Source organism: Cupriavidus sp. SK-3, from assembly GCF_000611145.1.
Lineage (GTDB): Bacteria > Pseudomonadota > Gammaproteobacteria > Burkholderiales > Burkholderiaceae > Cupriavidus.
On the sequence record NZ_JFJV02000285.1, the window covers coordinates 46,933 to 61,221 of the forward strand.

Below are 14,289 nucleotides of genomic sequence, written 5' to 3' on the forward strand. Positions count from 1 at the left end.
CGATGATCCGCTCGATCCTGGTCGTTTGCCTGGGCAACCGGTGCCGCAGCCCGATGGCGGAGAGCCTGCTGCGGCGCGCCTTGCCCAACTGCCGCGTGCGCTCGGCGGGACTCGACCCGCCAGTGGGCGCTACCGCCGATCCGCGCGCCGCCAGCCTGCTGGCGATGGAGGGCTGCACCCTGGAGTCCCATCGCGCCGTTACCGTCGACGAATCACTGATCGCCGTCTCCGACCTGGTGCTGGTGATGGACAACGAGCAACGCGACGAGCTGGAGCGGCTCTACCCGCAGGCACGCGGAAGAACATACAGGCTGTGCGAGTTCTCACATGTCGATGTGCCAGACCCTTACGGTGGCTCACAAGGCATGTTCGTGCTCGTGTTGGGGTTGATCAAGCAAGGGGTTGAATCGTGGTCGGCTCACATACAAGCGATCACGCCGGCAAACAGCTACGGGGAAGCGTCATGAATATAGTCAATTCGCGGAATCAGGCTCCGGAGACGTGGGACGATGGCGGCAAGCCGATCGACTTTACGTCCTATGTCGATGTGCTGGTCCGCTATCGCCGCACATTCCTCGTCGTGGCCGGGGGGGTGATCTGCGCCGGGCTGGTCTATGCCATGCTAGCCAAGCCGGTCTATCGCGCGGACATCGTCGTGCAGGTCGAGGACAGCAATGCCGGCGCTGGCGCTGCCGGCAAGCAGACGGCAAACGTCACGCCCGTGTTTGACGTCAAGCCGGCTGCCTCCGCGGAGATCGAGCTGCTGCGCTCACGCATGGTGGTGGGCAAGGCGATCGACAGTTTGCGTCTCGACATCAAGGCCTCGCCCCGTTATTTCCCCGTCGTTGGGCAAGCCATCGCCAGTTACAACAAGGAGTTGTCGGCGCCCGGGCTGTTCGGCTGGGGCGGCTTTGCCTGGGGCCAGGAAAGCATCAGCGTGCCGAGCCTCGAAGTCCCGCCCAAGCTGGCCGACAGGACGATCCAGCTGACCGCGCTGGGCGGCAAGCAGTACCGCGTGAGCTTCGCCAGCAATGATGTCAAGTCGACCGGCACCGTGGGACAGCCGCTAACCATCGACACACCGCAAGGCAAGGTCAGCATGTTGGTCAGCGAGCTTGATGGCCGGCCTGGCAGCGTCTTTTACGTGCAGCAAATACCCCGCGCCGCGGCCATCGAGGAGTTGCAGGAGAGCCTCATGATCCTGGAGCGCGGCAAGCAGAGCGGCGTGATTGGCATGACGCTCGAAGGCAACTCCGCCGAGAAGACGGCCGCCATCCTGAATGAAATCGGCGCGGAGTACGTCGAGCAGAACGTGCGCCGCAAGGCTGCGGAAGCCGAAAAATCCCTGGCTTTCCTCGATCGTCAACTGCCCCAGCTGAAGCAACAGGTGGAAGCCGCGGAGTCGCGCTACAACGCGATGCGCAATCAGCGCGGTACCATCGATCTAAGCGAAGAGTCGAAGCTCATCCTTGGCCAATCCGTGCAAATCCAGACGCGCCTGCAGGATCTCAAGCAAAAGCGCCAGGAGCTGATTGCGCGTTTCACGAGCAATCACCCGACCATCGAGATCATGGACTCCCAGATCGCCAGCCTGAATGCACAACTGAATGGCGTGACCGGGAAAATCCAGAAACTGCCGGATGTCGAGCAGAACGTGTTGCGCCTCATGCGTGATGTCAAGGTCAGTACCGAGCTCTACCAGTCGCTGCTGAACGACACCCAGCAACTCAGGCTGGTGAAGGCAAGCAAGGTCGGCACGGCACGCCTGGTGGATGCCGCCGAGGTACCGCTCAAGCCCGTGCGGCCCAACCGCAGCATGATTGCCGGCGTGGCGCTGGTGCTGGGCTTGCTGCTGGGCCTGCTGGCGGTTGTCGTGCGGCGCTTGCTCGACGGCGGCGTCAGCGATGCCGACGAGGTGGAAAAGGCGACAGGACTGACGGTGTACTCCACCATCCCCTTCAGTGCGCAACAAGCACGCCCGGAAGCCGCCAGGAAGGCGAGCGGCAAGGACGGCGGGCGCTGCGATGTGCTGGCTCACCTGGAACCCGGCGACCCGGCCATCGAGAGCTTGCGGAGCCTGCGCACCGCCCTGCAGTTCGCCCTGGCCGGCAGCCGCTCGCGTGTCGTGGTGGTCACCGGTCCGGCGCCGGGCGTCGGCAAATCGTTCGTCTGCGCGAACTTCGCGGCGGTGCTGGCCTCCGGCGGCAAGCGCGTCGTGCTGGTCGACGCCGACCTGCGCCGGGGCAGTCTCAATCATCGCTTCGGCGTGGCGCGTAGCCCGGGCCTGTCGGAGGTGTTGACCGGCATGCCGCTGAACCAGGCGATCCGCCGTCAGGTCATGCCTGGGCTGGACGTCATCCCGACCGGCACCGAGCCGCCGCACCCGGCGGACCTGCTGCTCGGCGAGGAACTGGATACCCTGCTCGATACCTTGAAGGCACAGTACGACGTTGTGCTGATCGACACGCCCCCGGTGCTTGCCGCTTCCGACGCGGGCATCCTGGCCGCCAAGGCGGGCGCGGTCTTCATGGTGACCCGCGCCGACCAGACCACTGTCGGCGAGATCACGGCGGCGGACAGGGCCATCCAGCAAGCCGGCGGTGAGATCAAGGGGGTGCTGTTCAACGGCCTGCGTATCGATGGCCGCTGGTACAGGGCGCACTACCACTTCGGCAAATATCGCTATCTCAACCAGTACGGCACCTCACGCATCAAGCGCGCCTGAACCGCCGCCACGCGCAAAGGGCCGATGCCGTGAGGGCATCGGCCCTTTTCCTTTGGTGGCCGTCCGCAAGACAAGCCTCGCAATGGCAGTCGAAAACAATGACTGGGGGACAGGGCTTCCGGCGCTCCCGGCTGGACGAAATCCAGCCCTCGCGGCAGCCCTATGGATTCGCGGAGTTGAACAGCCCCACGGTGCGGTAGGCGGGCTCGGACGCGAGAGGTGGCGCTTGTGGCGATTCATCCGTCGCCGCGGTGTCGGCCGCCAGTTCGGCTTCGTGCCGCATGACGTGCCGGACCAGGAACTCCGCGAATGCCTGGCGGCTCTCGGGCAGGAACAGCGAATGGTCCAGGCACGGCAGCGTGTGCAGCTTCACCCGCTCCAGCTCGCCGAGGGCCTTCATGTCGCCCCCGAAGCAAAACGCCGCTTCCTCCAGGCCGAGATCGCCCGTGCCATAGAGAAAATCGGTGTACACGCCACGCCGGTTCAGCTCGCCCATGGCATGGCAGGCGAAGCCGCTGACCGTGGCGATGTCGGCCGCGCCGCGCAGCCGTGCCATCAACCTGGCGTGGCGCTCGGCGGCACGGCGCGCGACCCGGCCAGCCAGGCTCGACACAATCGGCCATGCGCGAATCTCGCCGCTCAGCAGGCGCTGCCAGTTTTCCGGCTTGCGTGCCGCCACGAGGTAGCCTCGCATCGATTGCAGCTTGCTCCCGGCCGAGGCGTCGTCGGCAAGATCCCAGCGGAACTTGACGAGATTCGCCATGACCAGCCCATTGACACCCGCGTTGGCAAGCGCCGCGTGCAAGCTGAGATAGGCGCCCGAGCAGACGCCCGCAAGCACGATGCGCCTGAAGCCCCGGGCTCGCATCCACTCGACCGCGGCGCATACGTCCGCGCACGGCTGCGGCGAATAGATGGAAGGAATGCTCATCTGCCTTGCCGCTGCCGGGCTATCGCCAAGCGCGGCTACGTCGAGCCGCAAGGCAGCCACGCCCAGGCTGGCGAGCTGGCGCGACAGCGTGACGAAGATCCTGCCATCGCCGACATGATGGTTGCCACCCGTATTCGGGAAAATCACCGCGGTGCCGGCCGGCAGGCGCTCGCGTGGCGCGCAAAGGATGCCGAACAGGCGCCCCCCGCCCAGCCAGACCGGCTGTTCGAAGCCGCCATCCACTTGCAAACGCTGTGTCTGCCTGACGCGCGGCTCGCCGCGGTGCGGCCGCGGCCGCGCGGGCGCGGCGCCAGGCCGCAGCCAGTCGAGCAGTCTCCGCCAGGCCCGCTCGGGCACCGTGGCATACTCGGCCGACTGCATCATGGCGGGGTATTCGTCAAACCCGCCAAGTTCGACTTGCACTCCCGCCGCTTGGTAGCTCGCCGCCAGCGACGCCACCGCCGAGGCCGCGCCAGGCCAGGCATCCAGCAGCAACACGCGCGGCGCCGGGCAAGCCTGCCGGTGCGCCAGGTTCAACGCGCCAATCCGGGCCACGGTTTCCGGTACAAGGCGGAATGCCAGGACTTGCTGGGCGCCGTCCTGCGCAGGCGCCGCGGCGAGATCGGGAATCGCCCTGCTCAGCCAGTTGCCGTGGAGTGCCCGCAACTCGCGCAGGTAGGTACGGCCATTGGTCGCGGGCGCCAGCAGGATCAGGCCGGCGGCAGCCGTGCTGCGGTGGGTAGCCATGGCTTCAGCCGCAAGCACCGCGAGTGTCGCCCCGAGGCGCAGGCCGCAAAGCACTATCCGTTCGACGCCGGCCAGTTCGCGCAGCCGTGCCGCGGCCGCGACAATGCTCGCCACGGCCTGCTCGACGAACCTGGGGTCATCGTCGCCGCCGCCCGAGTCGCCGCTGCCTGGATAGTCAAAGCGCAACACTGGCAGGCCCGCGGCGGCAATATCATCAGCCAGGTGGCGCCAGGCACGATGCGACCACATGGCTTCGTGCCCGCCCGGCGCGCAGAGGACCACGCCGGTTCTCCCGGTCTCGCCGTGAAGCCAGCCGGCACAGCCATGCAATATGACGCGCTTCATGCCGACTCTCCGCTCGCGCCCGCCCGGGCGCTGCTTTCGCCTCCGATTGCGGCGCTGGCAAAGTCCACGCAGAAACGGGTACGCTCGCCAGCGCCAGGCACTATGCCATCCGCTCCACGCCGGCTGCGCACTCCAGCTTTGGCACGCTGGGCGCGGGCTCGGGCATGCCCAGATAGGGATTGATGCTGTTGAACTCGGCACGGTTGCTGCGGCGCGCCGTCACGCCGTTCAGAATGCCGCCCAGAAGCCGCGCATGCGAACGGGCCAGGCGCTTGAGCGTCTCCTCGACCTGATCCGGCGGTGTCTGGTCCGCGCGCACCACAACCAGTGTCGAGCCGGCAATATTCGCCACCAGCGTGGCGTCGGCCACGGCCATCACCGGCGGCGTATCGACAATCACAAGGTCAAAACGGCTAGCGCACAGGCGCAGGCATTCCGCCAGGGCGGGACGCATCAGCAGTTCGGAGGGATTGTGAGGCGTCGCCCCCGTAGTCAGGATCGACAAGCCGCTGACGACAGTGGGACGCACGGCGGCAGCCAGCGTGAGCTGGCCCGCCAGTATCTCCGCCAGACCGCCTTCAGCCCCCTGGTCGAACCAGCTCGCCACCTTGCCCCGGCGCATGTCGGCGTCGATCAGCAGCACACGCTGGCCGGCTTCGGCAAACAGCACCGCCAGGTTGATGGCGGCGAAGGTCTTGCCCGCGCCCGGTGCGGGGCTGGTCACGGCCACCACGCCATCGGCCGCGCTTCGCAAGCCGAAATGCAGCGCGGCGCGCACGCTGCGCAGGCCCTCCACGGCCAGGGAATGCGGGGCGCTTCGCGCCAGCAGATAGCGGTCGTGCAGACCCTGGCGCAGCAAATGCTTGATGAAATCGGGATAGGATTCGTCGAGCGCCTCCAGTGCCTGCCCCGGCTCGGGCCCCTCCAGCCGCGCCGCGCCCGGCGCCGCGAAGCCAGCGGCAATACCCAGGCGGACCTTGGCCTCGATGAGACGCTCCAGCTCTTGCTGCTCGCGGCTGTACGCAATGTCCCCGAGCATGGGCATGCCGAGCAGGGCTTCCGCTTCGTTGGCGCTGGCGACGGTCTGCTTCGTGCGCTGGCGCACGCTCACGCAGGCAATGCCAAGGCACAGGCCAAGCAGGCCACCGCCGGCGGTCAGCGGCCAGGGCCCGGGGCCCACCGGCGACATCGGCACCACCGCATTGTCGACGACGCGGACCTGACTACTGTGGTCAGAGACAATCAGCGACAGCTCCTGGACCTTGTTGCGCAAGGTCATGTACATGTCCTCCGCCACTTTGACGTCACGCGTGAGCGACACCGACTCACGCTCCGACATCGAAAGATTCTGCATGCGCGCATCCAGCTCTTTGCGCTCACGCATCATCTGGGTAATCTTGTTGTCAACGGTGCGCACCTCGTTGGATTCCGTGGTGAAGCGCTGCAGCAGTCCGGTACGTTCCATCTTCAGCGCGGCGATCTGCTTCTGGTAGTCGATGCTGCCATTGAGGTAGGACTGCGCGTCCTGCGAGGGCTGCATGGACCCGGAGCGAGAACGGTAACGCGTCAGCGCGGCTTCGGCGCGCTCAAGCTCGCCCTGTACGCGCGGCAGTTGGCTGGAGAGGAATGCCAGCGTGCTGGCCGCGTCATCGCTGCGCTGCGCGGTCTGCCCCGAAATATAGGAATTGGCAACACCATTGACCAGCGCCGCGGCCAGTTTCGGGTCGGGATTCTGCCAGGTGATTCGCGCCGTGCCGGCTTCGCCCTCCTCGCTGCTGACCTTGAGCTCCCCGGCGATCGTGCTGACCATGGCCGCCAGGTCGTGGCGCGTCATGGTGAAGCGCGTGCCGGGCAGCGCATCGACGCGCGTCACCAGCAATTCCACGCCGTTGCCGGCGGCAGGCTCGCCGACCCTGCCCTCAAGCAGAACCGCATCCGCCGAGCGCAGCACGAAGCGTTGCTCCGGCAAGACCTCGAACAGCAGCGGCACGTTGAACAGGCCCTCCGGCACGGTCATCTTGTCCACCACGAGCCGCTGCGCGCCCCACGCGTAGCCAAGGTTCGCCGGCCAGGGCGCGCCAAACCTGCCCGGCGTCGCAAAGCGGGCCGCCACGCTGCCCAGCAGCGGCGCCCGTAACGGCTCGGCGGAGATATCGAGATGCAGGTTTTCCACCACCGGGCCGACCATCGCCCGGCTCTTCAGCAAGCCGATATCGAAGGCGGCGGGCTTCGCGCCGCGCGCAACCCCCTGTGTGGCGGCATCCCTGGCGCCAATCTGCACCAGCGCCTCGGCGCGGAACTGCTGCGGTGTCGACAGCGCCAGCAGCGCCGCAACCGCGGCACCCGTCAGGCCAGCGGCAAGGATCCAGCCGATATGGTCGAGCATCGCGCCCGCGGGCACGATGCGATCCGGCGCGACGCCGGCAAATGACATTTTGCTCACAGCAAATTCCCCCGCTAGGTTCGTCCCCGCCGTGCCCGCGCAGCGGGCAAGCGAGGCCTGCTCCCGTACCGCAGTGCTAACCGCGCCCGTAGTTATCTTCGAACCGGACGATGTCATCCTCGCCCAGATAGGCACCGGACTGGACTTCGATGATTTCCAGCGGTGTCTTGCCCGGGTTCTCCAGCCTGTGCAGCGAGCCGATCGGGATATAGGTGGACTGGTTCTCGGACAGGATGCTGACCGTGTCGCCGCAAGTCACGCGTGCGGTACCGCGTACCACCACCCAGTGCTCGGCACGGTGGTAATGCATCTGCAATGAGAGGCTGGCTCCCGGATCCACGACGATGCGCTTGACCTGGAAACGCTCGCCGTGATCGATGGAGTCGTAGCAGCCCCAGGGGCGCTGGACCTTGCGATGGTTCACCACCTCGCATCCGTGATCGGAGCGAATGCGCTGGACCACGTTCTTGACGTCCTGCACATGCGCCTTGTCCACAACCAGCACGGCATCCGCCGTCTCCACCACCACCACGCCCTGTACCCCGACGCACGCGATCAGGCGTCCCTCGGAATGCGCCAGGCAAGACGAAGCGCCATCGAACAGCACGCGTCCCCGCCCCACATTTCCTGCTGCGTCCTTGGAAGCGATATCCCAGATCGCGGCCCACGAGCCAACGTCGGACCAGCCAGCGTCCAGCGGCACCAGCATGCCGCTCACGCCGGGCAAGGCCTCCAGCTTCTCCATCACCGCGTAGTCGATGGAATCCGACATACAGTCGCCAAAGGCTTCCTTGCCAATGCGGAACGTATCGCCGCTGCGCTCACCGGTCTCATATGCAGCCCGGCACTGCAGGTACATTTCCGGCTGCAGCTGGCTGAGTGCCTTGAGCCAGACCGACGCCCGCACGACAAAAATGCCGGCGTTCCACCAGTAGTCGCCCGATGCCACATAGTGCTCGGCCAGTTCCAGATGGGGCTTCTCCACGAAGCGCTCGAGCGGGAAGGCCCCGCAATGCTCGTTCACGCCGGCGCGGATGTACCCGTAGCCGGTTTCCGGTGCAAGCGGGCGCACGCCCAGCGTCACGATGGCGCCACGGTCGGCATGCTGTATCGCCGTCGCCAGTGCCTGGCGAAATGCTTCCGGGTCCGCCACGCTGTGGTCCGCCGGGGTCACGACCAGGACGGCATCCTCGGTCTCCCCCAGGCCGCCGGCCGCGTGCAGCGCGGCCATCGTCAGCGCGGGCGCCGTATTGCGGCCGCAAGGTTCGGAGAGGATCCGCGCGGGCTTGCCGGCTCGCTTCATCATCTCCGCGATCATGAAACGGTGGTCCTCGCCGCAGACCACCATCGGCGCCACTTCCTTGCCGGCCGCACGGCCGGCCAGTTCCGCCAGGCCGTCGAAGCGGCGCGCGGTGGCTTCCAGCAGCGTGTCATCGGCAACCAGGTTCAGCAACTGCTTGGGATGCTGCTCGCGCGACAGCGGCCACAGCCTGGTGCCGGCGCCGCCGGCCAGGATGACTGGCTGGATCGCGGTTATCGGCATGGACTGCACGCCTGCATCGGCGGACACTGCGATTGCCGCGCCGTCCGGCTGGTACGCGTCCCGAGTCGTTGCGTTCATCTTGCCTCCTTGCCTGCCGCAGCCCGGAAAGGCTGTGGATACTCGCCACGTGCGCGGAACACGGACGGTGCATTCCTCATCCGGGGGATCACCGGCGCGCATGCACTCGCGCCGCACGGCGCTCGGGGTAACGCTTCCGGACGTGAGGCCCGCCTGGGCCGGACGGTCCGGCGCATACTGACAGCCAGTGTAGGGAGCGGGAGCGGGGGTATCTGTTCGCTGCCGCACACGCCAGCCGCCCGGCTGTCCCCGCGCAAATGCCCTTGCCATTGTCGTGCCCTCTGTTGGGCAACGAACGGATGGCACGCGCCAATACAGTTGCAATGGCAGCAAAGGCGCCTATCGGTTTTCGACGGACCGGGCAGCGCCGCAACAGACGCAGGAGACGGAAGATGAAACCGGACGCTGTACTCATAAGCGACGGCGGAGCGGACAATATGGCGCGGGCAAGGCCGCGTGCCGCCCGCCCGGCGGAGCTTGCCACCAGTACAGCCGCTACCGTAAGCCATCCGCACGCGCTGCATGGCGCGGACGCGATCTGGCAGGAGACCAACTGCTATATGGACCTGTGGATCGAGCTGTTGCATGGCCGGGGACTCGATCCCCGCGCCGCGCTGCCATTCACGGTGACGCAGGATTTCGAAGGGGACCATTTCACGTTCTTCAAGTATCCGCAGATGGACCTGGAATTGCTGTACGGCACCGTGGTGCAGGAAATGCCGGTCTATGACACGCTCGAGGCCCACGTCGTCGCACAGGTCAGCCGCGGCCATACCGTGCTGGTGGAACTCGACAGCTACTACCTGCCGGACGCACGCGCGACCGCCTATCGGCACGAGCACGTCAAGACCACGGTGGCGATCGACCGCATCACGCCGGCGGCGCAGGAGCTTGGCTACTACCACGGCCTCGGCTATCACACGCTGGCCGCAGAGGACTACCGCGGCGCCATGCGGCTTACGCCCGAACTGAGCGGCAACGGCAACATACTGTTCCCCTATGCCGAGTTTGCCCGGCAGGCGAGAGCGCCGCTGCGCGCCCGTGCGCTGGTCAGTGCTTCGGTGTCGCTGATGCGCCACCACCTGACCCGGCGCCCCGCAGCCAATCCGGTCAGCCAGTGGCGCACGGTTTTCGGTGGGCAGATGGAAGTCCTGCTGGCGCGCGGAGATGCTTACTTCCACCAATACAGTTTCAACCTGCCGCGGCAGCTCGGTGCCGGTTTCGAGTTGCTTCATCATTATCTTGGCTGGTTGGCCGAGCACGATTACAGGATCCCGGCGGCGGCGGCACTTGCGGCCCGAGCCGTTGCCACCGAATGCAAGGTGCTGCAATTCCGGCTGGCGCGGGCCGTGGCGCGCCGGCGGCATGACGACTGCGCGGACTGCCTGGAAACGCTCGAGGCGTCCTATGAGCGCGCCATGGCCGGGCTGGTCTCGGCGTTTGGCTGTGCGACTCGCCTTCACGCCTGAGGCCAGCGTCGGCCTGCCGGCCCCGGTGCGCCGGGGTCCGCTCTGTTCAGGCGTGCGCCAGGGCAGGCAGCAACCGGTCGTACTCGCGTTTGACGAGCTTGTAGCATTCGCAGGATTGCTTCTCGAGCCCGCAGCGGTCCAGCACGGTGATATGCCCGCGGCTGTGGTGGATGAGTCCGAGGTCCTCCAGCTTTCCGGCTGCCTCTGTCACGCCTTCGCGCCGGACACCGAGCATGTTCGCAATCACCTGCTGCGTGATCACAAGCTCGTTGGAACTCATCCGGTCGATCGCCAGCAGGAGCCAGCGGCACAATTGCTTGTTGAGGGAGTGGTGGCGGTTGCAGGCCGCCGTCTGCGCGATCTGCGTCAGTACCGCCTGCACGTAGAGCAGCGTCACGCGCTGCAGCACCGGCGTGCGCATCAGCTCATTGCGCAGATCGCGGGCCGCGATGCGATAGGCGAAGCCCGGGCTGCGCACTTCCACGCGGCTGGGCATGGTATCGCCACCGGTGACGACCGGGATGCCGACCAGGCCTTCGTTGCCGATGGCCGCGAACTCGACCGTGGCACCATCCTCGAGCAGCGAGAGCATGGAGACCACTGCCGTGGTGGGAAAGTAGACATGGACGATGCGCTGTCCCGAATCCGTCAGCAACTCCCCCGCGCGGAGCCTGACCAGCTCGAAGTGCCGGCACAACACCTCCCACTCGTGGCGCGGCAACGCGCTGAGCAAATGATTGACATGCAGATCTGACCGATGCGCGATCATTTTCGGACCTCCCTTGGACCCTAGGATCACGGCTGGTGCCAGCAAGACATGCTGGTGCCCTTATGTCCGGGCACTACTGGCAATGCCGTTCCACCCGCTGCAAACAACCGCTGACTTTCTGCCAGCTGGTGTATCTGTATTAAGCGCTACGCAACTCCGTTGCGACACTGGGCAGACGGCTAGTACTAGATCATCCCTTGGTAGGTTGGAGATGGCACGGGTGGACACCGGCGGTCGTGCCCGCTTGGGCGCGCAAGCGAGGCCGGCGGCTGCGCAGGCCACGCCAGGAGCGGGAATCAGCGGAGCGTCCTATGCGTTGTAGCTGACCGGCCGGTCCGCGTTGATGGCGTGAATCTCGCCCGAAGGGATGAGCGCACCCGGGGCGGGGGAGCCGCCGTCATGCATAAGGCGGATACGCCGGCTCTCGCCGGGAGCAAGATGAAACCAGTCTTGTGCCGGTTGAAAGACATGATCTTCGATATGCACCCAGCGCGCGAAGCGCTGTGTGCTGATTGTGAGCCACCATTCACCCACCACGCATTCGACTACAACTTTCAGGCCTGGCGGCTTTAGCGCGCTCGCCCTGCGATCCGGCAGGTAGGCCATCTGGCTCAGCAGTGCACCATCGGCCCCTGCAAGCGAGGCCACGACGACGTCGTGCGCCAGCGGACCAAACCGATAGGCGTAGGTGAAATCGAAGAACACATCCATCAGCGACGCGGCCTCGATGCGGTGCGCCTCGCGTGGGGCAAGCACGAGGTCCTGCGTGGCTTCGGCCACCACCGTCTCGCCGTCGCGGTAGCAGCGCAGCGACAAACGCACCTGATGCGGCTCCGGCGATTCGTTGAGCAGGTGCAGGTGCAAGCCGTTGAGCCCCTCGTCCGTGAACAGCAACTGCAGCGGCTGCCAGACCTGCCGCAAGGCATGCCAGGCCGATTTGGGACGCGCGCATGCGTCCACGATCCCCCAGCCCGGCCCCGGCAGGAGATCCTGCAGTTGCCAGACCAGCCCGCCCGCGCAGGTGGAGCCCACGCGCCGCCATTCGCTGAAGACATCGGTCATGATCTCGGCCACCACCGCGCGTGACAGTGCCAGATAGCGCGCCGGCCGTTCGTAGCGCAGGCGGGGGGGATCGACGTCATACAGCGTACGCAGATAGAAATCGCGCACGTCCTCGAAATCCCACGGCGCGCCGGCATCGCGCGGCACGCGTGACTTCCAGCGCGGATCGTGCAAGGGCTGGCCGAGGTCGTGCTCAGCCAGGGTGCGCTGGCAAGGTACGTTGGCAAACGCCAGGCATTCCGCGGCGAAACGCACATTGGCGAGACGCGCGTCCGCCAGGGGTCGCTGGTAGGCGCCCACGCCGTAATAATGGCTGATGCCGGTATCGGGCTGGAAGGGCCATGCACCTTCGCAAGGTGAGTTGCGCACGTAGACGACATCCGGCCTGTGCGCGGCCACCAGGCCGGGAATCAGCGCTTCGAACAGCGGCTGGCGCCAGGCCGTGCGCGCCGCACCCATCATGGCGGCTTGCTGCTCGGTCTCGCTGCCACCGCACAACACCGCGACGCTCGGATGCGCGCGCGTGGAAACCAGCCACTCCGTCACCTCGCACGCGGCGTCGTCCATCAGCGCAGATCCCGCCATGCCGTCGCTGCCGCCATAGTCGAAATTGGCGAACATGAAGTCCTGCCACACCAGCAGGCCGAGTTCGTCGCAGAGCCGATAAAAGTTCTCGCCCGGATAGCAGGTGACGCCGCTCACACGCACCATGTTCATGCCGGCCCCGCGAGCCAGCGCCAGCCAGCGTCCGACCGTCTCCTGCGCATCCGACAGGCCGTGCAGGTCGTGGCTCGACGCGCACGCGCCACGGCAGAAGAGCCGCTCGCCGTTGATGCGCAAGGCAAAGGCGCCTGGCGCGGCGCCGCGGTCGGCCTCGATGGTGCGAAAGCCAATGCGGCCGCATGTCAGCGTGCCGCCCTGCAGCGCGGCATCTATGCGGTAGAGATAGGGCTCGCCGTGCGTGTGCGGCCACCACAGCCTGGCATGGGTGATGCGCAATGTGCCAGCCAGCGTGTGGGCATCCAGGCGCCGCAACTGGCCCGCGCAAAGCGGTTCGCCGTCACCATCGACGGCACTGAAGCTGCCATGCTCGGGCGCTTCTCCCGGAAAATGCAGCCGCAGGGACACCACGCCCTCATGCCCCTCGATCCGGCTGGAGAGATCGGCGCGCATGCCTTGCGACGCATCGTGGCCGGCCGGGTCAAGCAGTTCGACCGGGCGCCACGGCCCCACGGCATGCACCGGGGGGCACCAGCCGGCCATATGGCCGAGCAAGGTGGTGCGCACCGCGCGCAAGGTGGCTGGCGCGATCATCCGCGGCTTCCAGCGGACCGCGCCGCGCTGTGTGCGCAGCCACGGATGCATCGCGCGAAAGCACAGGTGCAGTGTATTCTCGCCGGCCAGCTCGACTTCGACCTGATGGCTCACGAACATATGGCGCGTGGTAAGCACCAGCGCGCCGTTCAGCCACACCTCGGCCAGCGTGGCCAGGCCGCTGAACCGCAGCACGCGGCGGCCACTGCCCGCGAAGTGCACGCGGTACCAGTGATCGCGCTGGTGCAGCGGTGGTGGCAAGGCATCGTCCCATCGGCCGGCGGCACGCAAGGCGCCCGCCACGGTGCCGGGCACAGGGGCAGCCAGCCAGCCGGCCCCCTCCGGCAAGGCGGCCGGGCAGCCGGCGGCGCCGGCGGAGGTTTCAAGCCACACCCACTGCCCGGACAACGGCGCCCCTTTGACCGCGACGCCGTGCAATGCCGGCAAGCCGCGCCGATCGGGGGCGAAGTCGCGCGCACTCACCCGCCAACCTCGCCGAAGTAGGCAGCCAACGCCGGCACCGTCGCCTTGTAGGACATCTCGAGCTGATCGAAGCAATCCTGGCAGGGATCGGGCTTGCGGCTGATGACGGCACGCATCAGCCGGAACTGCATCACCATGGCCTCGGAGGCAATGGTGTAGCAAGCCTCGGCGATGGTGTCCGGCAGCGGCTGGCCATGCATCACCAGCCAGCGCAGGTAGCAGCCCAACAGCTCGAAATTGGCGCCCAGTTGGCGCAACACGCTCGACGCATAGGCCTGGAATCCCGGCTCCCCACGCCCCATCATCTGGTCCAGGTGCGCGGGGAAAACCGTACGAAAGGCGCTGATGGGATTGACCCGCGGCCGCCGTCCCAGGTGGCN

The 14,289-nt window shown here is 66.8% G+C and carries 9 protein-coding genes; 3 read left to right on the forward strand and 6 right to left on the reverse strand.

Going from position 1 to position 14,289, the window contains the following annotated elements:
* The first annotated feature begins 2 nt into the window (after positions 1-2).
* Both CF70_RS31570 and CF70_RS31575 read left to right on the forward strand, forming a co-directional pair.
* A complete protein-coding gene (locus CF70_RS31570; RefSeq protein WP_035875141.1) occupies positions 3-467 on the forward strand; it encodes a low molecular weight protein-tyrosine-phosphatase in 465 nt (154 codons plus the stop codon).
* Positions 464-2,725 (forward strand): polysaccharide biosynthesis tyrosine autokinase, encoded by a 2,262-nt coding sequence (locus tag CF70_RS31575; protein ID WP_035875142.1) that lies wholly within the window; start codon positions 464-466, stop codon positions 2,723-2,725. Before CF70_RS31570 ends, CF70_RS31575 begins: the two co-directional genes overlap by 4 nt.
* A 160-nt stretch (positions 2,726-2,885) precedes the next feature.
* Here CF70_RS31575 and CF70_RS31580 read toward each other — a convergent pair whose 3' ends face one another.
* The 3 genes from CF70_RS31580 to CF70_RS31590 form a co-directional block, all read right to left on the reverse strand.
* Positions 2,886-4,748 carry an alpha/beta fold hydrolase gene (locus tag CF70_RS31580; RefSeq protein ID WP_035875147.1) on the reverse strand — a complete coding sequence of 621 codons (1,863 nt, stop codon included), beginning with the start codon at positions 4,746-4,748 and terminating at the stop codon, positions 2,886-2,888.
* Positions 4,749-4,848: 100 nt separating this feature from the next.
* Positions 4,849-7,182, reverse strand: a complete 2,334-nt coding sequence (locus CF70_RS31585; protein ID WP_035875150.1) for a polysaccharide biosynthesis tyrosine autokinase — start codon at positions 7,180-7,182, stop codon at positions 4,849-4,851.
* An 85-nt stretch (positions 7,183-7,267) separates the two neighbouring features.
* Entirely contained in the window at positions 7,268-8,734 is a 1,467-nt protein-coding gene (locus tag CF70_RS31590; RefSeq protein ID WP_035875278.1) for a mannose-1-phosphate guanylyltransferase/mannose-6-phosphate isomerase, read from the reverse strand.
* A 470-nt stretch (positions 8,735-9,204) separates the two neighbouring features.
* Between CF70_RS31590 and CF70_RS31595 the strand changes: the two genes are divergently transcribed.
* Entirely contained in the window at positions 9,205-10,281 is a 1,077-nt protein-coding gene (locus CF70_RS31595; RefSeq protein WP_235185289.1) for a DUF1839 family protein, read from the forward strand.
* Positions 10,282-10,327: 46 nt separating this feature from the next.
* Here the strand turns inward: CF70_RS31595 and CF70_RS31600 are convergent, their stop codons facing one another.
* From CF70_RS31600 to CF70_RS38510, 3 genes are all read right to left on the reverse strand, one after another.
* Positions 10,328-11,050: a Crp/Fnr family transcriptional regulator gene (locus CF70_RS31600; protein WP_035875153.1), complete on the reverse strand. Its 723-nt coding sequence runs from the start codon at positions 11,048-11,050 to the stop codon at positions 10,328-10,330.
* Between the two features lie 309 nt (positions 11,051-11,359).
* Positions 11,360-13,909 carry a glycoside hydrolase family 2 protein gene (locus CF70_RS31605; RefSeq protein WP_035875156.1) on the reverse strand — a complete coding sequence of 850 codons (2,550 nt, stop codon included), beginning with the start codon at positions 13,907-13,909 and terminating at the stop codon, positions 11,360-11,362.
* Positions 13,906-14,288 (reverse strand): DUF1839 family protein (locus CF70_RS38510; RefSeq protein ID WP_235185290.1); only part of this gene is annotated, 383 nt, incomplete at its 5' end. The genes CF70_RS38510 and CF70_RS31605, both read right to left, overlap by 4 nt.
* Between the last annotated feature and the right edge of the window lies 1 nt (position 14,289).